Annotated in this window: 26 protein-coding genes and 1 tRNA gene; 7 read left to right on the forward strand and 20 right to left on the reverse strand. The window is 35.0% G+C overall.

Features of this window, described 5'->3' with window-relative positions; genetic code table 11:
• Positions 1–108: 108 nt before the first annotated feature.
• The 7 genes from Q0L65_RS07435 to pdxA form a co-directional block, all read right to left on the reverse strand.
• Positions 109–585: a DUF1569 domain-containing protein gene (locus Q0L65_RS07435; protein ID WP_296684916.1), complete on the reverse strand. Its 477-nt coding sequence runs from the start codon at positions 583–585 to the stop codon at positions 109–111.
• A 179-nt stretch (positions 586–764) separates the two neighbouring features.
• Positions 765–2,111 (reverse strand): acetyl-CoA carboxylase biotin carboxylase subunit, encoded by a 1,347-nt coding sequence (accC, locus tag Q0L65_RS07440; protein WP_296684918.1) that lies wholly within the window; start codon positions 2,109–2,111, stop codon positions 765–767.
• A gap of 71 nt (positions 2,112–2,182) precedes the next feature.
• Positions 2,183–2,674 carry an acetyl-CoA carboxylase biotin carboxyl carrier protein gene (gene accB / locus Q0L65_RS07445; protein WP_296684919.1) on the reverse strand — a complete coding sequence of 164 codons (492 nt, stop codon included), beginning with the start codon at positions 2,672–2,674 and terminating at the stop codon, positions 2,183–2,185.
• 23 nt (positions 2,675–2,697) lie between these two features.
• Positions 2,698–3,696, reverse strand: coding sequence for a beta-ketoacyl-ACP synthase III (locus tag Q0L65_RS07450; RefSeq protein WP_296684921.1), 999 nt, complete (start codon positions 3,694–3,696; stop codon positions 2,698–2,700).
• A 171-nt stretch (positions 3,697–3,867) separates the two neighbouring features.
• Positions 3,868–4,062 carry a 50S ribosomal protein L32 gene (gene rpmF / locus Q0L65_RS07455; RefSeq protein ID WP_031455170.1) on the reverse strand — a complete coding sequence of 65 codons (195 nt, stop codon included), beginning with the start codon at positions 4,060–4,062 and terminating at the stop codon, positions 3,868–3,870.
• 9 nt (positions 4,063–4,071) lie between these two features.
• Positions 4,072–4,614 carry a DUF177 domain-containing protein gene (locus Q0L65_RS07460; protein WP_296684923.1) on the reverse strand — a complete coding sequence of 181 codons (543 nt, stop codon included), beginning with the start codon at positions 4,612–4,614 and terminating at the stop codon, positions 4,072–4,074.
• Between the two features lie 66 nt (positions 4,615–4,680).
• On the reverse strand, positions 4,681–5,745 hold the full coding sequence (pdxA, locus tag Q0L65_RS07465; RefSeq protein ID WP_296684925.1) for a 4-hydroxythreonine-4-phosphate dehydrogenase PdxA: 1,065 nt from the start codon (positions 5,743–5,745) through the stop codon (positions 4,681–4,683).
• A 61-nt stretch (positions 5,746–5,806) separates the two neighbouring features.
• Here pdxA and Q0L65_RS07470 point away from each other — a divergent pair, with 61 nt between their 5' ends.
• Entirely contained in the window at positions 5,807–6,394 is a 588-nt protein-coding gene (locus Q0L65_RS07470; protein WP_296684926.1) for a riboflavin synthase, read from the forward strand.
• 152 nt (positions 6,395–6,546) lie between these two features.
• On the opposite strand, the gene Q0L65_RS07475 is transcribed toward Q0L65_RS07470, so the two are convergent.
• The 5 genes from Q0L65_RS07475 to mce form a co-directional block, all read right to left on the reverse strand.
• On the reverse strand, positions 6,547–6,933 hold the full coding sequence (locus Q0L65_RS07475; RefSeq protein WP_296684928.1) for a Dabb family protein: 387 nt from the start codon (positions 6,931–6,933) through the stop codon (positions 6,547–6,549).
• Positions 6,934–7,203: 270 nt separating this feature from the next.
• Positions 7,204–7,560: a hypothetical protein gene (locus tag Q0L65_RS07480; protein ID WP_296684929.1), complete on the reverse strand. Its 357-nt coding sequence runs from the start codon at positions 7,558–7,560 to the stop codon at positions 7,204–7,206.
• Entirely contained in the window at positions 7,521–7,694 is a 174-nt protein-coding gene (locus Q0L65_RS07485; protein ID WP_296684931.1) for a hypothetical protein, read from the reverse strand. The genes Q0L65_RS07480 and Q0L65_RS07485 overlap by 40 nt, the downstream gene beginning before the upstream one ends.
• Before the next feature lie 131 nt (positions 7,695–7,825).
• Positions 7,826–7,899 (reverse strand) — tRNA-Ile (locus Q0L65_RS07490).
• Between the two features lie 123 nt (positions 7,900–8,022).
• Complete coding sequence (gene mce, locus Q0L65_RS07495) at positions 8,023–8,424, reverse strand: methylmalonyl-CoA epimerase (RefSeq protein ID WP_296684933.1); 402 nt, start codon at positions 8,422–8,424, stop codon at positions 8,023–8,025.
• 138 nt (positions 8,425–8,562) lie between these two features.
• On the opposite strand from mce, the gene Q0L65_RS07500 reads away from it, so the two are divergent.
• Positions 8,563–10,233 (forward strand): Ig-like domain-containing protein, encoded by a 1,671-nt coding sequence (locus tag Q0L65_RS07500; RefSeq protein WP_296684935.1) that lies wholly within the window; start codon positions 8,563–8,565, stop codon positions 10,231–10,233.
• A gap of 20 nt (positions 10,234–10,253) precedes the next feature.
• On the opposite strand, the gene Q0L65_RS07505 is transcribed toward Q0L65_RS07500, so the two are convergent.
• From Q0L65_RS07505 to Q0L65_RS07525, 5 genes are all read right to left on the reverse strand, one after another.
• Positions 10,254–11,018, reverse strand: coding sequence for an amidohydrolase (locus Q0L65_RS07505; RefSeq protein ID WP_296684936.1), 765 nt, complete (start codon positions 11,016–11,018; stop codon positions 10,254–10,256).
• An 87-nt stretch (positions 11,019–11,105) separates the two neighbouring features.
• The gene (locus Q0L65_RS07510) at positions 11,106–11,867 is read right to left on the reverse strand and encodes a succinate dehydrogenase/fumarate reductase iron-sulfur subunit (RefSeq protein WP_296684937.1); all 762 of its coding nucleotides are present in this window, start codon (positions 11,865–11,867) and stop codon (positions 11,106–11,108) included.
• Between the two features lie 46 nt (positions 11,868–11,913).
• Positions 11,914–12,288, reverse strand: coding sequence for a four helix bundle protein (locus tag Q0L65_RS07515; protein WP_296684939.1), 375 nt, complete (start codon positions 12,286–12,288; stop codon positions 11,914–11,916).
• Positions 12,289–12,314: 26 nt separating this feature from the next.
• The gene (locus Q0L65_RS07520) at positions 12,315–14,324 is read right to left on the reverse strand and encodes a fumarate reductase/succinate dehydrogenase flavoprotein subunit (protein ID WP_296684940.1); all 2,010 of its coding nucleotides are present in this window, start codon (positions 14,322–14,324) and stop codon (positions 12,315–12,317) included.
• An 18-nt stretch (positions 14,325–14,342) separates the two neighbouring features.
• Positions 14,343–15,170 (reverse strand): succinate dehydrogenase cytochrome b subunit, encoded by an 828-nt coding sequence (locus Q0L65_RS07525; RefSeq protein WP_296684942.1) that lies wholly within the window; start codon positions 15,168–15,170, stop codon positions 14,343–14,345.
• Positions 15,171–15,522: 352 nt separating this feature from the next.
• On the opposite strand from Q0L65_RS07525, the gene Q0L65_RS07530 reads away from it, so the two are divergent.
• From Q0L65_RS07530 to Q0L65_RS07550, 5 genes are all read left to right on the forward strand, one after another.
• The gene (locus Q0L65_RS07530; protein ID WP_296684943.1) at positions 15,523–16,884 is read left to right on the forward strand and encodes a hydroxymethylglutaryl-CoA synthase; all 1,362 of its coding nucleotides are present in this window, start codon (positions 15,523–15,525) and stop codon (positions 16,882–16,884) included.
• Positions 16,885–17,157: 273 nt separating this feature from the next.
• On the forward strand, positions 17,158–17,508 hold the full coding sequence (locus Q0L65_RS07535; RefSeq protein ID WP_296684945.1) for a hypothetical protein: 351 nt from the start codon (positions 17,158–17,160) through the stop codon (positions 17,506–17,508).
• Positions 17,509–17,532: 24 nt separating this feature from the next.
• On the forward strand, positions 17,533–18,411 hold the full coding sequence (locus tag Q0L65_RS07540) for an AbaSI family restriction endonuclease (protein WP_296684947.1): 879 nt from the start codon (positions 17,533–17,535) through the stop codon (positions 18,409–18,411).
• 249 nt (positions 18,412–18,660) lie between these two features.
• Entirely contained in the window at positions 18,661–19,953 is a 1,293-nt protein-coding gene (locus Q0L65_RS07545; RefSeq protein WP_296684948.1) for an aminopeptidase P family protein, read from the forward strand.
• Positions 19,954–20,092: 139 nt separating this feature from the next.
• The gene (locus tag Q0L65_RS07550) at positions 20,093–20,878 is read left to right on the forward strand and encodes an alpha/beta hydrolase (protein WP_296684950.1); all 786 of its coding nucleotides are present in this window, start codon (positions 20,093–20,095) and stop codon (positions 20,876–20,878) included.
• Here the strand turns inward: Q0L65_RS07550 and Q0L65_RS07555 are convergent.
• From Q0L65_RS07555 to Q0L65_RS07565, 3 genes are read right to left on the reverse strand one after another with little or no spacing between them, the layout of a single operon-like run.
• Positions 20,875–21,546 (reverse strand): ATP-binding cassette domain-containing protein, encoded by a 672-nt coding sequence (locus Q0L65_RS07555; protein ID WP_296684952.1) that lies wholly within the window; start codon positions 21,544–21,546, stop codon positions 20,875–20,877. The two genes, Q0L65_RS07550 and Q0L65_RS07555, sit on opposite strands and share 4 nt — an antisense overlap.
• Complete coding sequence (locus tag Q0L65_RS07560; RefSeq protein ID WP_296684953.1) at positions 21,543–21,848, reverse strand: hypothetical protein; 306 nt, start codon at positions 21,846–21,848, stop codon at positions 21,543–21,545. The genes Q0L65_RS07555 and Q0L65_RS07560 overlap by 4 nt, the downstream gene beginning before the upstream one ends.
• Positions 21,849–24,611: a PD-(D/E)XK nuclease family protein gene (locus Q0L65_RS07565; RefSeq protein ID WP_296684955.1), complete on the reverse strand. Its 2,763-nt coding sequence runs from the start codon at positions 24,609–24,611 to the stop codon at positions 21,849–21,851.
• Positions 24,612–24,617 lie beyond the last annotated feature (6 nt).

Consider the following 24,617-nt stretch of genomic DNA (forward strand, 5'->3'; position numbering starts at 1 on the left):
CAAAAGTAAAAAAATTGTCATTCCGAATTTATTTCGGAATCTATAAATAGTTCAAATCAATTATTTTAAAGAAACTGAAACAAGTTCAGTTTGACAAGAATATGGATTTTAGGACGCCCTCTTTTTATTATTGACAATATCTTCAATAATATTTAAATGATGACCTGTGTGAATTTCAAGAAAACGGATTGTTTCTTTTAATTTTAATTTTCCAAAGTAAGGATGTTCAAAAAAGTGATCTTTGGAAACTACCTCCAACGCTTTAATTGCGTCTCTTGTTTTAGACAAATGTTCTTGTAAATCTTCATTGTTTATGAGTGCTTTTGGGACCACAACTTTGGGTGCTTTTGCTTTTCCTCTGGGAATTTTTTTCGTTGCCAATACAACCAACTTCATCAAACTAAACTTCCAGTTATAATCTTTCGGATTGGACTGTTGTACAGCGCTAACAATCCCATTTATGGTTAAAAGCGAATGTTCAATTTGCCATCCAACAGTAGATTGTGATACTTGTGGATTAATCAATTCACTACTTGGAATATGGAATTCTAATTGATTCAATAAAGCCGCTAAGTTGTTTTTCATTTTATGGTTTTGAGTAATTAGAATTTGTCTCCAACCAAAAATACGAAAATGAAAATTAGATTGGATGGATAATTTATGAATCTGCTCTGATAGAGCAAAATTGAGATTGCTTATGCACGACTTAAAACAAAAAAACCTTGCATTGCTGCAAGGTTTTCTATGAAATGTTTTTTTATTTCTTATTCCGGATCATTCATTTTGAATGTGTCCATGAAAGCTGTTGTGTAATCACCCGCAATATAACGAGGATCGTCCATCAACTGTCTGTGGAACGGAATCGTAGTTTTAACTCCTTCAATTACGAATTCGTCCAATGCTCTTCTCATTTTACTGATAGCTTCTTCACGTGTTTGTGCTGTTGTAATCAACTTAGCAATCATAGAATCGTAGTTTGGCGGAATAGAATACCCTGAATATACGTGAGTATCTAAACGCACACCATGACCGCCTGGCATGTGCAAGGTGGTGATTTTTCCTGGTGACGGACGGAAGTCATTGTACGGGTCTTCGGCATTGATACGACATTCAATAGCGTGTAATTGTGGCAAGTAATTTTTACCAGAAATTGGCACACCAGCTGCCACTAAAATTTGCTCACGAATCAAGTCGTAATCAATTACTTGTTCTGTAATTGGGTGTTCTACTTGGATACGCGTATTCATTTCCATGAAATAGAAATTACGGTGTTTGTCTACCAAGAATTCTACTGTTCCAGCTCCTTCATATTTAATATATTCTGCAGCTTTTACAGCAGCTTCTCCCATTTTTAGACGCAATTCATCGGTCATAAATGGAGAAGGTGTTTCTTCTGTTAATTTTTGGTGACGACGTTGTACAGAACAATCTCTTTCAGAAAGGTGACAGGCTTTACCGTAAGAATCTCCTACGATTTGGATTTCGATATGACGAGGCTCTTCGATTAATTTCTCCAAGTACATTCCGTCATTTCCAAAAGCTGCAGCTGACTCTTGACGAGCGCCTTCCCAAGCTTTTAATAAATCTTCTTCTTTCCAAACAGCACGCATTCCTTTTCCACCACCACCAGCAGTGGCTTTCAACATTACTGGGTAACCAAATTGGTTAGCCAATTCTGCTGCTTGTTCGTACGATTCTAAAATACCTACTGAACCTGGAACACAAGGAACTCCTGCTTCAATCATGGTCGATTTAGCCGAAGCTTTGTCTCCCATTCTATCAATCATTTCTGGAGCTGCACCAATAAATTTGATACCGTGTTCTTGACAGATTTTTGAGAATTTTGAATTTTCAGAAAGGAAACCGTATCCTGGGTGAATTGCATCAGCATTAGTAATCTCTGCTGCTGCAATAATATTGGACATTTTCAAATACGATAAATTACTTGGAGCGGGACCAATACACACTGCTTCATCTGCAAATTTTACGTGTAAACTTTCCGCATCAGCAGTAGAATAAACAGCAACTGTTTTGATTCCCATCTCTTTGCAAGTACGAATTACACGAAGTGCAATTTCTCCTCTATTTGCAATTAATATTTTTTTAAACATAGATTTTTTAATTTGAAAATTAAACAATTTGAAAATTTGAAAATGAATTCAAATGACTACATTTTTTCAAATTAAGACGGATCTACTAAGAATAATGGTTGATCGAATTCTACTGGAGACATATCATCCACTAAAATTTTAACAATTTTACCAGAAACTTCTGATTCGATTTCGTTGAATAATTTCATTGCTTCAATTACACACAAAACATCTCCTTTACCGATACTACTTCCTACCTCAACAAAAACAGGTTTGTCTGGAGAAGGTTTTCTATAGAAAGTACCAATAATTGGTGATTTGATCGTAATATATTTAGACTCTTCTGCTACTGGTGCTGCTGGTGCTACTGGTGCCGCAGCTACTGGAGCTACTGCTTGAGGAGCTACTGCTTGTTGCAACATGGGTTGTGCAGGCATTTGCTGAACATACGTTGTTGTTTCTGTAGCATTACCTTCTAAAGTCGTTCTGATGGTCACTTTTACATCGTCCATCTCCAATTTAACCTCTGCAACTCCTGAGTTTGCAACAAATTTGATTAGGTTTTGAATTTCTTTTAAATCCATAATGATTTGTTTTTAGTTTACATTTATTTTTTGTCGTAGGCCCATTTCAAATAAATAGAACCCCAAGTAAATCCACCACCAAAAGCAGCAAATATTATTGTATCTCCTTTTTTGAATTGTTTTTCAAAATCATTCAATACTAATGGTAAAGTAGCCGAAGTAGTATTTCCATATCGTTCGATATTCATCAATACTTTCTCTTCTTCTAAGTTCATTCTGCTAGCAGTAGCATCAATGATACGTTTATTAGCTTGGTGTGGCACTAACCAATCTACGTCTTCATTAGTCAAATTATTTCTTTTCAAGATTTGCTCGCTTGCATCAGCCATATTAGTTACAGCATATTTGAAAACGGTTTTTCCATCTTGAATAATATTGTGTCGGTTTTCTTTAACCGTATCAATTGTAGTAGGGATTAATGAACCTCCAGCAGGAATTTTCAAGAAATCACGTCCAATTCCGTCTGAACGTAAATATTCGTCTAATACTCCTAAACCTTCATAGTTAGGCTCAAACAAAGCAGCACCCGCACCGTCTCCAAAAATAATACAAGTGGCACGGTCTGTGTAATCTACAATAGATGACATTTTATCGGCACCTATAAGTAATACTTTTTTATATCTTCCTGATTGTACGTAGGCTGCAGCAGTTGACATTCCAAACAAGAAGCTAGAACAAGCTGCTTGTAAATCGTACCCAAATGCGTTAGTTGCGCCAATTTCAGTTGCCACATACGCAGCAGTAGCTGCAACAGGCATATCAGCAGTAGCGGTTGCTACAATTACTAAATCTATCTCTAAAGGATCTAAATTAGCTTTGGCCATTAAGTCTTTAGCGGCCATAATAGCAAGGTAAGAAGTCCCTTTACTATCGTCTTTCAGAATACGTCTTTCTTTAATTCCTGTACGAGCGGTAATCCATTCGTCATTTGTATCGACCAATGTTTCAAGGATTTCGTTCGTTAAAACAAAATCTGGAACATAAGCTCCAACAGCGGTAATTGCGGCTGTAATTGTACTCATTGTATTCGTTTATTGTAATCAAATGCTAGGCATTTGAGAAATTTTTAAAAGATTTGAAAATTACAAAAAAAATTCTAATTCAAACCTTTTAAGACTCTAATTTGATGAAAATTATAGACAACAAAAAAAACTCTCACATGGTGAGAGTTCTATTTTATCTACAAAAATGTATTAAGCAACAGCTTCTGATTTATCGATAACCACCTGTCCTCTGTAGTACATTTTACCTTCATGCCAGTACGCTCTGTGGTATAAGTGTGCTTCTCCTGTAATAGGACAAGTAGCGATTTGAGCTACAGTTGCTTTATAATGTGTTCTTCTCTTATCTCTTCTTGTTTTCGAGATTTTTCTCTTAGGATGTGCCATTTTACTATATTATTTATCCGTTAATAGTTGCTTTAATTTGTCCCAGCGAGGGTCAATATTTTCTTCTTGTTTATTCTCTTTTTTGGTTTCTTTGACTGCTAATTCATTCAGTTTTTTTAAAGCTTCTGACTCTAAAGTCCCGTCTTTAACTCCTGGATGAACTCGTCTTAGAGGTACTGAAAGTACAATCATTTCATAAATATACTGTGCAATATCGACTTCAAATTCGCCGAAAGGCAAAATCAACAACTCTTCGTTATCATTATTGAATTCTTCGCCAAAACGAACAATCAATTTCATTTTGCTTTTGATTGGCAAATCAAAATCTTCTCCCGTTACATCACAGGGTACATTTACTATTCCTTCATGCTTGAAACTGATTTCCAGCATATTGGACTTTTTCTCTAAAACTACATTTACTTTGATATCCGAATTTTGAAATTCGTCATAATCAAAGATGTCAAAGAACGCATTGTCTATTTGATATTCAAAATGATGTTTTCCTAGCTTTAATCCTACAAACGGAATTAAATATTCTTTAGTCTTCTTCATTTCAACAACATTTTACCCTCAACTACGGGAGCGCAAAGATATAAAATTATTATAAATCCAATAGCCTTATTCTCCTTTTTTTGAAAACTCTTGTTTTGGTCTTATTTTCAAAGGATTCTGACTGATTTCATTGTATTGATTTCTCGAATGAAAAATGTCAATTGCCAAATAAACCGCTTCTTTAAACGAATTGTAATCTGCAATTCCTTTTCCAGCGATGTCGTATGCCGTTCCGTGGTCGGGAGACGTTCTAATTTTATTTAATCCTGCAGTATAATTAACTCCGTTCCCGAAAGACAACGTCTTAAACGGAATTAAACCTTGATCGTGATAGGTGGCAATAACTGCATCGTATTTTTCGTATTGATTGCTTCCAAAGAATCCATCGGCTGGGAAAGGCCCAAAAACCAAAGTGCCTTTTTCAAAAATCTTTTTCAAAGTTGGTTTTAAAATCGCATCGTCTTCATTCCCAATTACCCCACCGTCTCCACAATGTGGATTGACTCCCAAAACTGCAATTCTGGGTTTGTTGATGCTAAAATCCTGAATCAACGATTGTTTTATCGTTTCAATTTTTTTAGTAATCAAGGCTTCTGTCAAATGCGAAGCGACCTCACTCACCGGAATATGATCTGTCAATAATCCTACTCGAAGATTGTCTTGCACCATGAACATCAACGCATCTCCTTCTAATTCTTGTGCCAAATAATCAGTATGACCCGGAAATTTAAACGTATCTGATTGAATATTGTATTTATTGATTGGTGCTGTTACCAAAACGTCTACCTTTCCTTCTTTCAAAGCTTGTGTAGCCGTTACAAATGATTTGATAGCGTATTCGCCAACTGTTTCATCATTGGTACCCAAGTTCAAATCAAAACCTTCTCTCCACACGTTCAACACATTTATTTTACCTAAAACCAATTGATCCAAACGGTCGATTCCGTGTAAATTAATCTCTGAATTTAAGTTGCGTTTGATGAAAGAAAGCTGTTTTACATTAGCAAAAATAACCGGCGTACACAATTCCAACATTCTCGCATCTTCGAATGTTTTTAGAACGACTTCGCTTCCAATACCGTTTAAATCTCCAATCGAAATTCCAACAATTATATTTTCTGCTTTTTTCATACTGCCCTGAGGTTATTTATTACTAATTTTGAAGTGCAAATTTAGTAAAATAAAACAAGAAATGTTTACAGGGATTATAGAAACACTCGGAAGAGTTCAAGAAATACAAAAAGACCAAGACAATGTCCACATTACCGTGACGTCAAGCATCACTAGCGAATTGAAAATTGATCAAAGCGTAGCGCATAACGGTGTTTGTCTGACGGTGGTTGCTATTAAAGACAATACGTATACCGTAACTGCCATTGCCGAAACGATTAATAAAACCAATTTGTCGCACTGGAAGGTGGGCGATACTGTCAATTTAGAACGCGCTATGAAACTGGGCGATCGTTTGGACGGTCATATCGTTCAGGGTCATGTGGATCAAACGGGAACTTGTATTGCTATTGAAGAAGCAGGTGGAAGTTGGCACTATACTTTTGAATACGACTCCAATCTCAATAATATTACCATCGAGAAAGGTTCTATTACCGTAAATGGAGTAAGTTTGACCGTAGTCAATTCGAAACAAAATCAATTTAGCGTGGCGATTATTCCGTACACCTACGAACATACTAATTTCAATGCGTTTCAAATTGGCACCGTAATCAATTTAGAGTTTGATGTGATTGGGAAGTATGTGAGTCGATTGTATGGAAATCGATAGGGGCTACTTTAAAATCCCGTTCTGTTTGTCATGCTTTCCGTTTGTCAACCTGAACTCGTTTCAGGTTCTAAATAAAAACAGTAAACGAGATTCCGAAACAAGTTCGGAATGACAAAGGTTGTGTGTATTCAGCATGACAGAAATAGCGTTAATTACACCTCCACCATATCATACACCACTACTTTTTGCCATAGCTGCGAATAGTTTTTCACAAAGGCTTGATGAATGGGATGATCTTGATAGACTTTTTGATCTACTTCATTGTCAAAATATAGCAATTCCGAAACCTGCCAAGACGTATCCACCACCTCTCGGGGTTCTGTTGAGGCTAACAATCCAATATGGAATTGACGCACCACTGGAATGGCTTCCAACGTTTTTAAACCCAATAGCAATTCTTGTTTATCAGCTTCTGAATTAGGGTTTTTCAACCAAAAAAACACATGATGCAACAATTGTTTTTTCTTAGGACGCATCCCAAAACCAAAACCTACACAACCTAATAAGGCCGAAGCCGTTATGAACCTTCTTCGTTTCATACTTTGAGATTTAGAATGTAAATATCGAGAAATAAATTGGAACAAAAAATGACTTTAAAAATAAGTACCCAATATCGATGTAATTTTTGTATTACTATCGGGGGTAGAATATGCTTTTATTTTTTAGCACAAAAAAAAGCAACCGTAGTTGCTTTTTAAATTGTTTGTAATTAACTTGTTTGTAGGCACGAGCAAGATGCTCGCGCCAGCAGGGTATTATTGAAAACAACATCAGTACTGATAAAATTATATTTCGTTTCATTTTTATTTTCATTTACAATTACAATTTATGGGTTCATCAAAAAAGCTTAATGGTCTGTTAATACTTGGCATCCATTCTAAATAAACCACACATATACTATCTCCTGCTTTTGATAAATCTTCAACGTTTGAATTTCCATCATAGACTTTTCCATTTATCCAAAAATTATAAACTAAAGCATCTGGATGACTTCTAAAATGATTCACTTCATTTGTTAAAAAAGCATTTTTACAGATACCTACCTTACCTAATAAATAATTTCCAATACCTGTTTTTAGAAAATAAATTATGAAAAAAGATATGAATATATATCCAAAAAATTTTCTTATTTTTTCCATTTTAGTAGCTCGTACCTGTTTTGACATTTTCTATTTTTTTTATCTGTTACAACTTTGGCTGCTGCTGTTCCTGCTGTACTAACACTTTCTTTTATTGCTTTAGAAACTACTTTTAAACCACCTACAACATCTACTTTCTTTGCCCCTGCTGGCGCGAGCATCTTGCTCGTGCCTATTAATTCAACCTCCGTTACACAAAATTTACAAACTTTGAGCTAACTCAAATGTACTCAAAAAAATTTCCAATAGACACAAAAAAAACTCCTTAATTTCTCAAGGAGTTTTTTTATTGTGGTCCCACCTGGGCTCGAACCAGGGACCACCTGATTATGAGTCAGGTGCTCTAACCAACTGAGCTATAGGACCGGTTACGAGTGTGCAATATTACTACTATTTTTAATTTGCCGCAACTATTTTTAAGGCAGTTTTAAAAAAACTCGTTATTTCTAAAATCCGAAAAAAGAAACTCTTTGATTGTGAGGATCCTATTTAATGAATCTCTTGGCACAATTCGATTAAAACGCCGTTGGTACTTTTAGGGTGCAAGAAGGCAACTAACTTATTATCGGCGCCTTTTTTAGGCGTTTCGTTCAATACCACAAAACCTTCTTTTTGAAGTCGGGCAATCTCAGACACAATATCCTCCACATCAAACGCAATATGATGAATTCCTTCGCCTTTTTTTTCGATAAACTTCGCAATCGGACTATCCGGATTAGTCGCTGCTAACAATTCGATTTTATTGGGACCATTCATAAAAAACGAAGTGGTTACGCCTTCGCTTGCTACTTCTTCGGCTTTGTAAGCGGGTGCGCCAAACAATTTTTCAAAAAGAGCGTTAGAAACATCTAAATCTTTTACTGCTATTCCAATATGTTCTATTTTTCTCATGGTATTGACTTCAATTATGGTTTAAAAATAGAGAATTTTAAACCAATTTCCGAATCCCAACCCTATAATATTTCGACAAAAAGTTTCCATTCCATTAAATATAGTTGTTATTTTGTGACTTCAAATTTTCAATTCGTTATGGGGAAGACCTTTTTAAAATACAGTGCTGCTTTATTGCTCTTGATTTTGGCTAGTTGTGCCAAAAGAGGTAGCATTACAGGCGGAGCAAAAGATACCATTGCACCCGTCTTAACCGCAAGTTTTCCTAAAAATTTTAGCACTGAATTTAAAGCCAATACCATCAAACTAACTTTTAACGAATTCATCAAATTAAAAGACCTGAAAAAACAACTCATTATTTCTCCTCCCCTAAAAAATGAGCCGTTGATTTTGCCTGTAACCCCTAGTAAAACCATCACCATCAAAATTAATGACACCCTTCAGGATAATACTACTTACAGTTTTAACTTTGGGCAAAGTATGGCTGACAATAACGAAGGTAATCCTTATAATCAGTTCAAATACATTTTTTCAACTGGAAAAACTATTGATTCTTTAGCCATTGGCGGAAGAGTAAAAGACGCTTACCTCAAAGACGTGGAGTCCTTCGTTTCGGTAATGCTGTATGACGTCAACAAAAACTATAACGACTCTATTGTGTACAAGCAAATGCCTCGCTACGTTACCAATACGTTAGATAGTTTAAAAACATTTCGCTTAGAGAATTTAAAAGCTGGAAAATACCTTTTGGTAGCGATGAAGGATTACAATTCCAACAATAAGTTTGATCCTAAAAAAGATAAAATTGGGCTTTACAAACAATTCATTTCTGTTCCTAATGATACCGTGTATGAGTTGGAATTATTCAAAGAAAACAGCCCTTTTAAAGTTTTCAAACCCACTCAAGCTTCTGGAAATCGATTGCTTTTGGGCTACGAAGGAAATATTAAATTAAAAGAAAACAGACCTAAAATTATATTGAAAAATAAAAGTGAAGTTTTGCCTTCTGTTATTACTCAACTTCCTAAAAAGGATTCGCTACAGGTTTGGTATAAACCCATTAAAACAGATTCGCTGTCTATAGAAATTGCGCAAAACAAGTACCAAAAGAATTTTACTTTTAGAGTAAAAGATCAAAAAAAAGACACTTTAAATATTAAAATTGCCCAACAAGGAAGTCTAAGTCCGAAGGAGCTTTTTACGTTAGAAAGCGCTACTCCTATTGTGAAATTGGACAAAACTAAAATGAGTTTGGTCAACCAAAAATCAAAACCTATTCCTTTTACTACTGATTACGATGAGTTTCAACAGCTATTGCGTTTGAATTTTAAAAGAGAGCCAGAAGAAGCATACGAATTCAAATTAATTCCAGGCGCTTTAACTGATTTTTTTGAAAAATCAAATGACAGTTTGGATTTTAAAATAAGCGCCAACTCTTTAGAAAGTTTCGGAAATTTAATTGTGAATCTTCAAAACGTAAAACGCTTTCCTGTAATAGTTGAATTAACAAACGAAAAAGGCGATGCTATAGTTACGGCATACACTGACAAAAATACGAGTTTGAATTTCAACTTAATACAACCCGCTAAATATACCTTGCGCGCCATTTATGACGACAACAAAAACAGCATCTACGATCCTGGTAATTTTTTAGCAAAACAATATGCTGAAGAAGTAATTTATTTTTCTAAAGAAGTAGATGTACGTGCCAATTGGGATGTAGTTCAAGCGTTCGATTTGAGTATTCCTTACACCCCCGAGCCTAAAAAGAAAAAGGTAAAAAAGAAGGAGGAAACTAAAAGAAAATAAACCAAAACTAACCTTGGTATTTATTTCCAATCAAAAGTATCTTGATCGTTCAAAAATCCTAGTTTTGTACGGGTTTTTAGTAAGGCTTCTTTATTCAATTGAGCATAAAAAATACCTTCTGTTTCTTGTGGTGCAATCGCATAATTACCTAAAAAATCCACTACTTGAGAATGCCCAGAATAATCATAGTCTTTTTCGTCTTTCCCAACTCTATTGACACCAATGGTATAACTCATATTTTCAACCGCGCGCGCCTTAAGTAACGTATCCCAAGCTTGTATTCGAATAGTAGGCCAATTCGCAACATATAAAAGCAAATCGTATTGCTCCACATTTCGGGCAAATACTGGGAAACGCAAATCATAGCAAATGAGCGGACAAATTTTCCAACCTCTGTATTCAATAATCAATTTCTGAGTTCCTTTAGTGTAGCTTTTATCCTCTCCCGCAAGAGTAAACAAATGACGCTTGTTATAATAGTGTATTTCTCCCGAAGGGAAAACAAATAGCAATCTATTGTAATAGTTTCCCCCCTCAATAATGACCAAACTCCCCGTGATGGCACAGTTTTTAGCTTTCGCCAAAGATTGCATCCACACAATTGTTTCACCCTGCATGGTCTCGGCAACACGTTCTGGCTGCATAGTAAAACCTGTGGTAAACATTTCGGGAAGTACAACCAAATCAGTATCCGCTTCAAGAGTATTGATTTTTTGTTCGATATAGTCCCGATTTGATTTTGGGTCTTCCCAGACTAAAGGAATTTGGATTAAAGCTATCTTCATTGGATAAAAATACAAATTTTAATAGTGCTATATAAAAAAACGCATCCCAATTAAGGAATGCGTTTTTTTATTTAAAAGAATAGTAGATTACTTAACGCTTGCTACTAAATATTCTCTATTCAAACGAGCGATATTCTCTAATGAAATTCCTTTTGGACATTCGATTTCACAAGCACCTGTATTCGTACAGTTACCAAATCCTTCTTCGTCCATTTGGCGAACCATATTCAATACACGGTTAGTCGCTTCAACCTTACCTTGTGGTAATAACGCATATTGAGATACTTTTGCTCCAACGAAAAGCATCGCTGAACCATTTTTACAAGTAGCTACACACGCACCACAACCGATACAAGCTGCAGCTTCAAATGCTTTGTCAGCATCATCTTTAGCAATTGGAGTTGCATTAGCGTCAATCGTATTTCCTGAAGTATTTACAGATACGAAACCTCCTGCTTGTTGGATTCTATCGAAAGAACTTCTGTCCACCACTAAATCTTTGATTACAGGGAACGCTCTACTTCTCCATGGTTCTACAAAGATAGTATCACCATCCTTGAACATACGCATGTGCAATTGACAAGTAGTCACTCCTGAATCTGGTCCGTGAGCGCGTCCGTTAATGAATAACGAACACATTCCGCAAATTCCTTCACGACAGTCGTGATCAAAAGCGATAGGTTCTTTTCTTTCGTTAATTAATTGCTCGTTCAATTGGTCTAACATTTCCAAAAATGAACTTGCCGTAGAAACCTCATTCAAAGTGTAGGTTTCTAATTGTCCTTTTGCTTTAGAGTCTTTTTGACGCCAAATTTTAAGGGTTATATTGATGTTTTTTGCTGCACTCATAGTGTTTTATTTTAGCCATCAGCCATAAGGCAAAAGGCATTAGTAATTACTGTTTACTTGACTCTAACTTATTTATAAAAGAATTAATCATTTTGCTTTCCTCTGTAATCTGTTTCATTATATCAGAATACAAATTTACTGATTTAATAAAACTCAGTTTTTCAGCAACTAATAATTGTGTTTCTAACTCACATAAAGAACCTCTGGCTATTTTAATAAACTGAATATAGCTTTGAGTTGATTGTCTTCCATAACCTTCGGCAATATTTGAAGGTATAGAAACTGCACTTCTCTTTATTTGACTGGATAAAGCATATAATTCATCTTTAGGAAAATCAGAAATCAATTGGTACACTAATACAACAATTTCAATTCCTTTTTGCCAAATCAATAAATCTTTATATGATTGTATCCCACTCATACTATTGCCTTTTGGCTAATGCCTAATTACTTGTAATTACGCGCCGCAATTTTGATAAACTCGTATTTTAATTCTTCTTTATGAAGCTCAGCTTGAGTGATGTCATCACCTTTGTATTCCCAAGCACCCACAAATGAGAAGTTTTCATCATCACGCAGTGTTTCTCCTTCTGCATCTTGATATTCTTCACGGAAGTGACCTCCACAAGATTCATTACGTTGTAACGCATCCATTGCCATTAATTGGCCTAAATCGATAAAGTCAGCCACACGAAGTGCTTTCTCTAATTGAGGATTTAACTCGTCTGCACTACCAGGAACGTTTACTTCTTTGTAGAACTCTGCTTTCAAAGCTGCAATTTCTTCGATTGCTTGTTTCAAACCTGCTTCGTTTCTACCCATACCAACTTTGTTCCACATAATCAATCCCAAACGTTTGTGGAAATGATCCACTGATTTAGAACCTTTGTTGTTTATAAATTGGTTAATGGTCTCTTTTACTCTGTTCTCTGCTTCTGCAAATTCAGGTAAGTCAGTTGAGATTTTACCAGTACGAATATCATCTGCTAAATAATTTGAGATAGTATAAGGTAACACAAAATAACCATCAGCCAAACCTTGCATCAAAGCCGAAGCTCCTAAACGATTCGCTCCGTGGTCAGAGAAGTTAGCTTCTCCCGCTACGAAACATCCCGGAATAGTAGATTGTAAGTTGTAATCAACCCAAACACCACCCATTGTATAGTGTACTGCTGGATAAATTTTCATTGGCGTTTCATACGGATTCTCATCGGTGATTTTTTGGTACATAGTAAACAAATTACCGTACTTTTCTTTCAACCATTCTTTTCCTAAAGTAGTAATTTCTTCTGCTGTTGGATGATGATTTCCTTTGGCGAATGCCGCTTGTTTTCCTTTACTTTGAATTTCTGAAGAGAAGTCCAAATAAACCCCTTCATTAGTATCGTTAGCTTCAATTCCTCTACCTTCGTCACACACTTCTTTTGCAGCTCTTGAAGCCACATCACGAGGTACTAAGTTTCCAAAAGCAGGATATTTTCTTTCTAAGAAATAATCTCTTTCTTCTTCAGATAATTGAGTTGGTTTCAATTTTCCAGCACGAATTGCTTCTGCGTCTTCTTTTTTCTTTGGTACCCAAATACGTCCTGAGTTACGCAAAGACTCTGACATCAAAGTCAATTTAGCTTGGTTTGTTCCGTGAACAGGAATACAAGTTGGGTGAATTTGAACAAAACAAGGATTTGCAAACAAAGCACCTTGCTTGTGAATTTTCCATCCCGCTGTTACGTTACTACCCATGGCATTTGTTGAAAGGAAATATACATTTCCATATCCTCCTGAAGCAACTACTACTGCGTGAGCAGAATGTCTTTCGATTTCTCCTGTAACCAAGTTACGAGCAATGATTCCACGAGCCTTTCCATCTACTTTTACCAAGTCTAACATTTCGTGACGGTTGTACATTTCAACACGTCCTAAACCGATTTGTCTTGATAAAGCTGAATAAGCTCCTAGTAATAATTGTTGTCCTGTTTGACCTGCAGCATAAAAAGTACGTTGTACTTGTGTTCCACCAAATGAACGGTTGTCCAACATTCCGCCGTAATCTCTTGCAAAAGGAACTCCTTGTGCCACACATTGGTCAATAATATTTCCAGATACTTCAGCTAAACGGTGAACGTTAGCCTCACGTGCTCTATAATCCCCACCTTTAATGGTATCGTAAAATAATCTGTAAGTACTATCCCCATCATTTTGATAGTTTTTTGCTGCATTGATTCCCCCTTGTGCCGCAATAGAGTGCGCACGACGTGGTGAATCTTGGAAACAAAATGCTTTAACATTGTAACCCATTTCTGCAAGCGAAGCAGCAGCAGATGAACCTGCCAAACCAGTTCCAACAACAATAATATCAATTTTTGGTCTATTGTTTGGCGCAACTAATTTTAAATGGTCTTTGTAATCAGTCCATTTCTGAGAAATGTGACCTTCTGGTATTTTAGAATCTAACTTCATAATATCTTCTGATGTTGATTATTTTAAGAAAAAGTGAATGTAAACTGGAATAATTGCAAACAAAATAGGAACAATAATTGCAAATGCCGCTCCGAATTTTTTGATTGCTGGAGTATATTTTGGATTACTCAATCCTAACGATTGGAATGCACTTTGGAATCCGTGTAATAAATGGAATGCCAAAGTAATCATTGCAATTACATACAAAATAGTGGCAATCAATCCTGTTTTTGGATCTTTAAAAAACGCTACAGTAATTTTGTGTAAATCTTTGTATCCTTCTTTGATTTTAACATTGGCAGCAGCATCGAAGAATTCGGTTCTGTTTTCAATTTTAATCACTTGTTGATCTACCTGTGCTTTTGGAAGATATCCGCCATCAGTAGTCAAATAATACTCTTGTTGTTGTCCTGCTTGACCAATAGTTATGGTTTGCAACGGCATGTTTTTATCAAAATGCATTACAGCCCAAAAGTTGACCATGTGCGTTACGATAAAAACCAAAATGATCGTTCCTAAAACGGCCATATTTCTTGAAGAAAATGAACTGGAAGAACCATCTGTTTTTGCGTAACCAATAGGTCTTGCTTTTCTGTTTTGAACAGTTAATAAAATTCCATCAATAGCGTGGAATAGAATAGAAATGTAAGTAAGATAAGATAGAATTTTTACGGCTGGGTTAGTCGTCATAAACAACGCATACTGATTGAAATGTAATGCATCGCTAAAAATTAATTGAAGATTCCCTGCTAAATGCCCCGACAGGAACAAACATAAAAATAAACCTGTAAAAGACATCCAATATTTCTTTGCAAGAGATGACTTTAGAATTGCAGATTTTGCCATAATAATTTGAATAAATTTTTATTAAATAGTGAGACAAAAATAGGAGAAATAGAATTCAACTACAACCTTTTCGTTGTTATTTATAATGATTTTAAAGTGTTTTAGCAAAAACCCCAATAAATCAATAATAATCAAGCCTTGAAACCAAATTTACTTAAACAATTCCCAAAATAACCGAGATCAAAAATTCCTATTTATCAACAGACAAAAACCTATATAATTATTGAATTGTTATTTTTTATCTAGATTCATTCTAAAATTCACAAAAATTAAAAAACCCAACTCTTTATCTTGTTAAATTAATTGTTATTCGTAGGGCTAATTTTAATTTTGCAATTCCAAACTAAAAATAATGAAAACAGGAATTGACGCTATTGCATTTGACGTTGCTCAACTACATTTACCTATAAAAACGTTGGCAAATGCCCGAAATATCGAACCCGAAAAACTAGAAAAAGGGTTGGGATTGATCAAAATGACCTTGCCAGATGTTCACCAAGACACGGTGGTGTTTGGCGCCAATGCCCTGACCAAATTAGTACTGGAAAACCAAATCAACCTGAACGAAATTTCTAGAATTTATGTAGGTACCGAAAGCGCTATTGACAGCTCAAAACCAATTAGCTCGTTTTTAATTGCTTTGATGGAACAAAAATTCGGAGACAATATTTTAGCTAACTGCGATGTAGTCGATTTTACTTTTGCCTGTATTGGTGGAGTAGATGCATTGCAAAACTGCTTGGACTTTGTACGACTTAATCCTACCAAAAAAGCCATTGTGGTTACCACTGATTTTGCTAAATATGATTTGAATTCTACTGGCGAATATACTCAAGGTGCGGGAGCCTTGGCGATGCTTGTTACTGCCAATCCTAAAATAATTGCATTTGAAAACGAATGGGCAACGAGTACCAAAGGAGTTTTTGACTTCTTCAAGCCGTACAGGACCTTTTCAAAAGAAGCCATCACTGGCAATAACTCCAACGATGCTTGGTTTGACAATTTAGAAGCCGAAATTGAAATTCACAAAGACCAACCCGTTTTTGATGGTCAATATTCCAATCAATGTTATATGGATCGTACGCGCAACGCTTACTTTTCATTGAAAAAAATCAAAAACATTAGCGAGACCCTTTACGCTAGTTGGGAAAGCATTATCATGCACTTACCGTATTCGTTTCAAGGACGCCGAATGCTTTCTGAAATTTATGCACTAGACGCCGCTACCCCAATTCTTTCAGGAAATGAATCTCCTGCTGACTACCAAAACAAATTGAAAGAAGTAAGCAAATCAGAAGAGTATCGTGCTTTTGTAACGCAAAAATTACAGCCTGCAGAAATCGCTTCTTCATTGATTGGGAATTTGTATACGGGTTCTATTTTTATGGGATTCCTTTCTACTTTGGCGCATTTTGTCAAAACTAATGCAACTATTTCAGGAAAGAAATTTGGCTTCCTAGCCTACGGAAGTGGTTCTAAATCTAAAGTTTTTGAAGGCACCATTCAACCCGATTGGCAATTGGCAGTAGCCAAAACCCAACTGTTTGAAACATTGGAACAAAGCCAGGAAATTGACTTTGTTACTTACGAAAAACTCCATAAAAAAGAACAAAAACAAAGTATCAAGTCACCTAAAAACGAATGGATTTTAGACCGCATAGAAAATGAAAATCCAAATCTAATTGGTGCGCGTTATTACAAATGGATTGATTAATTTCTTAGTCGTTTCTCTTTTCAAATTTTCACATTAATTCATTTTCAAATTAGGAAATTATTCAATTAATTTCCTACATTTGTCATGCCCTGTAACTGCAATAGACCCCAAATCCATTTCCGATACAGAATTTAGTAGTAATAAAATCATTTAGATTTAACAGTCTTAATGTAACATTACATTTTTATCCAATTTTATTACACAAGGCAATATTAAAATTAATCATACCGCCTAAAATCAAGATAAAAAACAAGTAATTAAACAAAATAAATTATGTATAAAGTAACATTTAGAGGTACTGGTCAACTAAATGGACCTGTAATAATCAATAAAACAATTGAACTCGACGACAGAACTACATCTTCATTAACCGGACTAAAAAGAGATGAAGTGACATCTGCAATTTTAGCAATACACTATCCTGGTGTTAAAATTGACGCATCAAAAATTTCAACACAAAGTAAGTATATTCATGAAAAAACCGATAAAAAGTTAAGTAAAAAAGCTACAAAAACAAAATCTAATTTTACTTTTTCAAATATACTTTTATGGTTCGTATTTTTTCCTTTTAAACTCTTATGGTGGATTATAAAAGAAATATTTAAAAAAGATCAATGGGATTAAATTCAAAAATTTAACTAAATTAATATGAATTATAAATTAGATTATATCACTCGTATTCTGCAGAAAACTAGTAAAAAAAGAATTGAAAATTATGTGATTTCAAGAATTTGGCATCAACTAAATAATGATGAATTAAAAATTAGGCATCAACAATATGTGAATCGTGGAGATAATAAATATGCATTAACTGATTTGTATTTTCCGCAATTAAAATATCATATTGAAGTAAATGAGGAATTTCATTATAAAAATGAACATAAACTAAATGTTGACAAATTAAGGGAAGAAGATATAATAAAAAGCACCAAAGGTCATATTGTCCGATTCATAGATTGTCAAAATCATAAAACATTAGAAAATATTCATTGTCAAATAAATAAAATAATTGAAGAGATTAATAGTTTGATTAATGAACATAAAAAGATAGGGGCCTTCAAGCCTTGGGAAGAAAATGAATTAACACCAAATTATTGGATTCATAAAGGACTTATTAAAGTAGATGACGATGTAAACTTAAAAACTATTGATGATATTGGTTTATTATTTAATGTACAAATTAAAAACAGAGGTTTTCTGAAGCCTGGCGCTGTTAAATTTAATAAAAATGGTTACTCTGAAATATGGTGGCCAGAGAAAAAAGTAAAAAATAATTGGATAAATGAATTTCATAATGAGTTTGAAACTATAATAGAAAGCCATACAGAACCTTTAAAAGCAAAAAATCATTTAGATTATTTTATTTCAAAGAATCCAGAATGTTCGCGAATAGTTTTTTTTAAATATAAAGACGAACTGGGATTTAATTTTTTCAAATTTGTTGGATGTTATAAATTTAATAAAGACAAAAGTATTGTTGAAAATAAAGTTATTTGGGAACGTAATTCAATAGAATATAGACTTTAAAATAAAACTCCTAAATTCTCGAAGCCCCCTCTGCCGCAAGAATCCTTTCGTGTGGTGCTATAAAACACACTGCTCTTCGAGATCTCCTGACTCCAAACTAAAGTAATGCAACAAAAAACAAAAGCTACAAGGTTTTTAAAACCTTGCAGCTTATTTTAAAGCAAAAATTTCAGTATAATAAATTAAAAACCGAACTATACAATTACAAATGGATTGATTAGATTTGTAATCTAATAAATTCTAATCCGTATGAAATACCATCCAATAGACCGCAATTTATTTATAAAAAACCGCGCTAAATTCACGGCTCAAATGAAGCCAAAAAGTGTAGCGGTTTTTAATTCGAATGATATTTACCCTATAAGTGCCGATAGTACGATGCCCTTTGCACAGCACCGCGACATCTTTTATTTGAGTGGTGTTGATCAAGAAGAAAGTATCTTGTTGCTTTTTCCAGATGCCCCTTACGAGCATCAAAGAGAAATGCTTTTTTTAAGAGAAACCAACGAACATATTGCCGTTTGGGAAGGCGAAAAGCTAACCAAAGAACGTGCTTTTGAAGTATCAGGAATCAAAACCGTATATTGGTTAACCGAATTTGAAAAAGTGTTGTTTGAATTGATGACACATTCTGAAACCATCTACATTAATACTAATGAACATTATCGTGCCACAGTAGAAACCGAAACCCGTGAAGCCCGTTTTGTAAAATGGTGGAAAGAGAAATATCCTGCACACAGCGTAGCCAAAAGCAATCCGATATTGCAACGCCTTCGTTCTGTAAAAGAAAACGTTGAATTGGAGTTAATCCAAAAAGCCTGTGACATTACCGAAAAAGGATTTAGAAGAGTATTGAATTTTGTACAGCCTGATGTAGCCGAATATGAAATCGAAGCTGAATTTGCTCACGAATTTCTTCGTAATCGTTCCAAAGGTTTTGCTTACACTCCGATAATTGCTTCAGGAAATAATGCCAATGTGTTGCATTATATCAAGAACAATCAAGTGTGTAAAGCCGGCGATTTGATTTTGCTAGACGTTGCAGCAGAATACGCTAATTATTCGAGTGATATGACACGTACCATTCCAGTTTCGGGTCGTTTTACTGAAAGACAAAAAGCCGTTTACAATGCGGTTTTGCGTGTGAAAAACGAAGCTACTCAAATGCTAACACCAGGCACTTTATGGAAACAATATCATGTTGAAGTAGGTAAAGTGATGACGGCTGAGTTATTAGGTTTAGGTTTGATTGACAAAGCCGATGTACAAAACGAAAACCCAGATTGGCCAGCCTATAAAAAATATTTCATGCACGGCACATCCCACCACATGGGATTGGACACCCACGATTACGGCATTTTGACCGAGCCAATGCAAGCCAATATGGTGTTCACCGTAGAACCAGGAATTTACATCCCAGCAGAAGGTTTTGGTATTCGTTTGGAGGACAATGTGGTGATTCAAGAAAAGGGTTCACCTTTCAACTTGATGCGCAACATTCCTATTGAAGTGGACGAAATTGAAAGTTTGATGAACGCGTAATCCGTTGCTATTTATTCTCATAAACAACTAGTCTATTTATTACACAGATTAAAGAAATTTATAAAATTTTAATAATTTCTTCAATCTGTGTTGCAACAACTTTAGCGCTTAAGACTAACTTTGTACTTCTTTAAAAAGCATGACCAAAACACTTCATTTCAAAAACACCAGTATCAGCTACACCGACCAAGGTAAAGGAACGGCGGTAGTCTTATTGCATGGCTTTTTGGAAAACAAAAAAATGTGGAACGCTTTTATCCCAGAGTGGAGCAAAAAATTCCGCATCATCACGATTGATTTGTTGGGTCATGGCGAAACGGAGTGTATGGGTTACGTGCATTCTATGGAAAACAACGCCGATGCGGTTCACGAAGTACTCTCCGAATTACGTCTTCGAAAAACAATTCTCGTGGGACATTCTATGGGTGGTTATGTGGCTTTGGCTTTCGCCGAATTGTATCCAGATGTAGTCAAAGGATTGGTGCTATTAAACTCAACTTCCAGAGCCGATAGTGACGAACGAAAAACCAATCGGGATCGCGCTATAAAAGCCGTAAAACAATCGTTTCAAAATTTCATTTCGTTGTCTATTTCTAATTTATTTAGCGAAGAAAACAGAGAACGTCTTTCGGAGGCTATTGACAACGTCAAACAAGAAGCATTAAAAACTCCTCTTCAAGGTATTGTAGCCTCTTTAGAAGGCATGAAAATACGTGTGGACAGAGAAGTTTTATTGCATTTAACCCCTTATCCTAAAGTATTGGTGTTGGGGGAAAAAGATCCTGTCTTAAATTACGAAGAAACGAAAGAACAAATTGAAGATACGCAAGTTCAATTGCTCAGTTTTCCCGACGGACACATGTCCCACATTGAAAATCAAGAAGCATTACAAGAAGAGTTATTACTGTTTTTTAAATCCATTTAGAGCATCCCCGAATTCAAATAACCCTTCTCAACTAATTCCATTTTATCTTTTAAATAATGTAACTTTCCTTCTTTCATCAAGGTTAATTGAGTCGCTACTAAAATGACATTTTGATAATTATGGTCGGTAATGAGTATTCCTTTTCGTGAAGTATTATCAAGAATGAGTTGGTTAATTTTTTCAATCATAAGCGGAGATAACCCATTATACGGCTCGTCTAACAAGACGAATTTTGAGGGATTCGTAAGTACCAATTTGATTTCCAAATAACGCAATTCACCTCCTGACAGATGTGCTATTTTTTTATCCTGAATTGTCTGAATCATTTCATCTTCATAGAAACATTGCAAATACTCATTTGGAATGGAAAGATGAATGGCTTTTTTTACCGAAAAGGAACCAGGTATAAAACTATCTTGATGCAAATAACTAATTTCTTTAAATAAGGCTTCTGATTTTAATTGCACAACCCCATCTATTCGAATAAATTTAAAATCGGCAGGAACAATTCCGAAAATTATTTTTAAAAGTGTCGATTTCCCACAACCATTTCTTCCTAAAATTCCAATAATATCTCCCGTTTCACATTTCAGATACACATCCGAAATTATGGATTGATGTCCAAAACTCTTCTGAACGCTATCAATTTCTAAAAAGTGCTTTTTCAAAATAAACAGAGTATACAATTGAAACTAAAAATTCCTATAATTAAAGTCAGTAAACTAAAAAACCAAGAATACATCCAAAGTTGTTTCTTAGAAATGCGATTGTTGAAATAAAACAAATACTCGTTTTTAGCTCTAACTTCTTTCAACACCAGACTTATAATCAATCCAATACTCAAAAAGGAATAATTGAAAGCAATCAATCCTCCAAAAAAGAAAACAAAAAGGCTGACTCCAAAATTAATTGGAACTGTACTTTTAAAAAACTCAAAAGCATTTGCGATTTTTCTTAACCTTTCATTCATTTATATCTTTTCTATAAACGGAATCGTTTCGTCTAGAATTTCAGTAAGCAGCACCACTATTTGTTCTAAATAATTATTCAGAATATCTTGGTCTATATGTTTAATTTCCTCTTTACCTGATTTAAAATTGAAAGGTAAGAATCCTGCCTTTAAGTTTTTGAACGATATAATCCCAGCTTCTATTGGCAATCCTTTTGCTTCTTTTTCAAACATAAAAACATAGGCCAAAACCTGAATGATTTTCTCGTTTTTAATGTCTAATGTCAATCCATCCCAAGAAGAAAGAGATACATTCCCTTTTTCCACCTTCCCTGTTTTATAATCGATGATTCGAATGGTTCCGTTACGATTTTCGATTCGGTCTACATTTCCTTTGATCAAAACTGGAAAAGGCAATTTAGGATGCTCTAACAAACGCTCAAAAGTCTGTTCCAAAGCAATAATTTGGATTTCGTCTCCTGTTTTGATGGTTTCCAATTCGACTTTTAAGAAATTAAACACATTACGTTTTGCCACTTCAAAAGCCAATAAATTGCGTCCCTTCTTAATCTCGCCTTCTTTGTACACCAATTTGAATTGTTTCAGCACTTCGGCATCAATTTGCTTGAAGCATTGTTGTATATCCAAGTCTGAAATCAATCGCCCAATGAAAGGTTCATAAAGCGTTTTTAAGGTTTCGTGAATAATCGTTCCTAAGGTATTCAAGGCGATACTTTCTTCCACTTCTTCCACTTCTCGAATGCGAAGAATTCTTTGGAAATAAAAATCAATTGGATTCCGAATGTATTTGGTCAACGCCGAAGGAGAAAAACCTTGTTCTGCAATTTCTTTCAAGCGCAACATAACCGCTGCTGACTTTGGCACTTCCATCGGCAGATAAGCTGTTTCGGGCAAAACGGCATTGAAAATTTCTTGCTTTAAGTTATGTTCATCTTGTTTTTCAACCTCCAACTGAGTAATAAAACGGCTTTTTTCGCCTGCATCCAAACCTTCACTTTCAGTATTGTACAATAAATAAATGTTGGTGGCTCGTTGTAATAAATGGTAGAAATGATAGGTGTAAATTGCATCTTTTTCTTTAAAAGTAGGCAATCCTAATTCGCGTTTTACATCATACGGAATAAACGAATTCGACGATTTCCCCGCAGGAAATTTCCCTTCATTCATAGAAGTGACAATGACCGTATCAAAATCTAAAACCCTACTTTCTAAAACACCCATAATTTGCAAGCCGTTCAAAGGTTCGCCTTCAAACGAAACTTCGGCAACATCAATCACCTGTTTATAAATAGCATACAAGGTTTCAATCTTGTCAATATGTTGGTGTTTGGAATAATACGTAATCAATTTATTAATCACTTTGAAAATAGCAAAAACAAAGGCTTTTGTTATTTTTTCTTCTTCATTATCATTACTCAAATTATTTTTCAAAGTCTGTAACAAACTGATAATAGTTTCTAAAACTGGCACCGCACCTGTTTCCCATTTTTTGAATAGTAACAAAAATAATTCACTCGGATTTGGATTCAAATCCAATAATTTTTGGTGTGTAATGAACGTATAATTGTTCTCATTGATGAGTTTAACTAATTCGCGCGTTTGCGCATACGGCTCTACCAAGGGATGCGTCAGAATATCCAAAACCTCCTTGTAATACAACACATATCCCTTGTTGTTTCTCGACAACGAATTAGTGTGCATCTTGAATAATTTGGCTACCAAAATTTGGGCAGGATTATTCTTTGCCGAATACCCCATGGTGATATTCAAAGCGCCCACCGAAGCCGGTAAAGAATACAACAAAGGAACCAACAAACTTTCTTCTCCAAGAACCACAGCGACTTTATCTAAGGCTTTATCGGGATGTTCCAGAATGGTTTGTTCCAAAATACTTCCAGCAATTTTAGCCTGTCCCACCGACTTAGGTGTTCCAATAACTTGGATGTTTTTGGTAGCTGAAAAATCATTTACTATCCATTCAAATGGATGTGATTTATAATGCTTCCAATTTTCTTTGAATCGGCGTAAAAACAGTCCTGCATCGTGATATGGGTCGTTAAGAAACGTTTGGTCAGCATCCCAATAAATTTTGGCTTGACCTACAGCCAAGAGTTCTTGAACTATTTTTTCTTCAGCAGCATTTAAGGCATTGAAACCAGCAAAAACAAATTGTTTGTTTTGGACAGTATTTAAAAAATGAATTACATTTTTGACCGCCTCTCTATAAATTAGCCCTTGATATCCGATGCCTTTTGCAAGCAAGTGATCGTATAGCGTTTGATAATATTGGGGCAATAACTTCCAAAAATCAATATAATTTTCGAGTAATTGTGTTTTGTCTTCAACCTCAATTCCCCATTTTTTAATATCTTCAATGTCTTTCAAATAGGACAATACATGAGAAGGTTCTAATAAGTAGCGGTCAATTTCATTGAAGTCTTGAAGGAGTGTTTTAGCCCAATTGGCAAACAATTCAAAAGATTGTTGTTGGGCAGTTGGTGTAATAGACAAATACACTTCGTAAAATTCAAATAGTTGTTCAATTGCGTCCACAGAACGAATTCCTGCAATATTTTGAATAAAATCTTCAATACTAATTATTTCAGGCGAAAGCACTGTTTGGCTTACCTGATTTTTAATGGCTTCAATCAAAAAAACTTTAGCTCTTTTATTGGGCAAAATAACAATTGTATCCGATAATTTATCAGAATAGTTATTTATTAGCACCGCAGCAATCTTATCTAAGAAAGAAGTATTTGTCATTCTATA

The organism is Flavobacterium sp. (assembly GCF_024642105.1).
Taxonomy (GTDB): Bacteria; Bacteroidota; Bacteroidia; order Flavobacteriales; family Flavobacteriaceae; genus Flavobacterium.

Excerpts from the sequence above, each read along its gene's own strand:
- Q0L65_RS07505 (WP_296684936.1), bottom strand. The coding sequence starts at position 11,018 with ATGAAGATAGCTTTAATCCAAATTCCTTTAGTCTGGGAAGACCCAAAA.
- Q0L65_RS07510 (WP_296684937.1), bottom strand. The coding sequence starts at position 11,867 with ATGAGTGCAGCAAAAAACATCAATATAACCCTTAAAATTTGGCGTCAA.
- Q0L65_RS07540 (WP_296684947.1), top strand. The coding sequence starts at position 17,533 with ATGAATTATAAATTAGATTATATCACTCGTATTCTGCAGAAAACTAGT.
- Q0L65_RS07435 (WP_296684916.1), bottom strand. The coding sequence starts at position 585 with ATGAAAAACAACTTAGCGGCTTTATTGAATCAATTAGAATTCCATATT.
- Q0L65_RS07485 (WP_296684931.1), bottom strand. The coding sequence starts at position 7,694 with ATGCTCGCGCCAGCAGGGGCAAAGAAAGTAGATGTTGTAGGTGGTTTA.
- Q0L65_RS07470 (WP_296684926.1), top strand. The coding sequence starts at position 5,807 with ATGTTTACAGGGATTATAGAAACACTCGGAAGAGTTCAAGAAATACAA.
- Q0L65_RS07520 (WP_296684940.1), bottom strand. The coding sequence starts at position 14,324 with ATGAAGTTAGATTCTAAAATACCAGAAGGTCACATTTCTCAGAAATGG.
- pdxA (WP_296684925.1), bottom strand. The coding sequence starts at position 5,745 with ATGAAAAAAGCAGAAAATATAATTGTTGGAATTTCGATTGGAGATTTA.
- Q0L65_RS07550 (WP_296684950.1), top strand. The coding sequence starts at position 20,093 with ATGACCAAAACACTTCATTTCAAAAACACCAGTATCAGCTACACCGAC.
- Q0L65_RS07460 (WP_296684923.1), bottom strand. The coding sequence starts at position 4,614 with ATGAAGAAGACTAAAGAATATTTAATTCCGTTTGTAGGATTAAAGCTA.
- accC (WP_296684918.1), bottom strand. The coding sequence starts at position 2,111 with ATGTTTAAAAAAATATTAATTGCAAATAGAGGAGAAATTGCACTTCGT.
- Q0L65_RS07565 (WP_296684955.1), bottom strand. The coding sequence starts at position 24,611 with ATGACAAATACTTCTTTCTTAGATAAGATTGCTGCGGTGCTAATAAAT.
- Q0L65_RS07560 (WP_296684953.1), bottom strand. The coding sequence starts at position 21,848 with ATGAATGAAAGGTTAAGAAAAATCGCAAATGCTTTTGAGTTTTTTAAA.
- Q0L65_RS07530 (WP_296684943.1), top strand. The coding sequence starts at position 15,523 with ATGAAAACAGGAATTGACGCTATTGCATTTGACGTTGCTCAACTACAT.
- rpmF (WP_031455170.1), bottom strand. The coding sequence starts at position 4,062 with ATGGCACATCCTAAGAGAAAAATCTCGAAAACAAGAAGAGATAAGAGA.
- Q0L65_RS07480 (WP_296684929.1), bottom strand. The coding sequence starts at position 7,560 with ATGTCAAAACAGGTACGAGCTACTAAAATGGAAAAAATAAGAAAATTT.
- accB (WP_296684919.1), bottom strand. The coding sequence starts at position 2,674 with ATGGATTTAAAAGAAATTCAAAACCTAATCAAATTTGTTGCAAACTCA.
- Q0L65_RS07475 (WP_296684928.1), bottom strand. The coding sequence starts at position 6,933 with ATGAAACGAAGAAGGTTCATAACGGCTTCGGCCTTATTAGGTTGTGTA.
- Q0L65_RS07525 (WP_296684942.1), bottom strand. The coding sequence starts at position 15,170 with ATGGCAAAATCTGCAATTCTAAAGTCATCTCTTGCAAAGAAATATTGG.
- Q0L65_RS07545 (WP_296684948.1), top strand. The coding sequence starts at position 18,661 with ATGAAATACCATCCAATAGACCGCAATTTATTTATAAAAAACCGCGCT.
- Q0L65_RS07535 (WP_296684945.1), top strand. The coding sequence starts at position 17,158 with ATGTATAAAGTAACATTTAGAGGTACTGGTCAACTAAATGGACCTGTA.
- Q0L65_RS07515 (WP_296684939.1), bottom strand. The coding sequence starts at position 12,288 with ATGAGTGGGATACAATCATATAAAGATTTATTGATTTGGCAAAAAGGA.
- mce (WP_296684933.1), bottom strand. The coding sequence starts at position 8,424 with ATGAGAAAAATAGAACATATTGGAATAGCAGTAAAAGATTTAGATGTT.
- Q0L65_RS07450 (WP_296684921.1), bottom strand. The coding sequence starts at position 3,696 with ATGAGTACAATTACAGCCGCAATTACCGCTGTTGGAGCTTATGTTCCA.
- Q0L65_RS07500 (WP_296684935.1), top strand. The coding sequence starts at position 8,563 with ATGGGGAAGACCTTTTTAAAATACAGTGCTGCTTTATTGCTCTTGATT.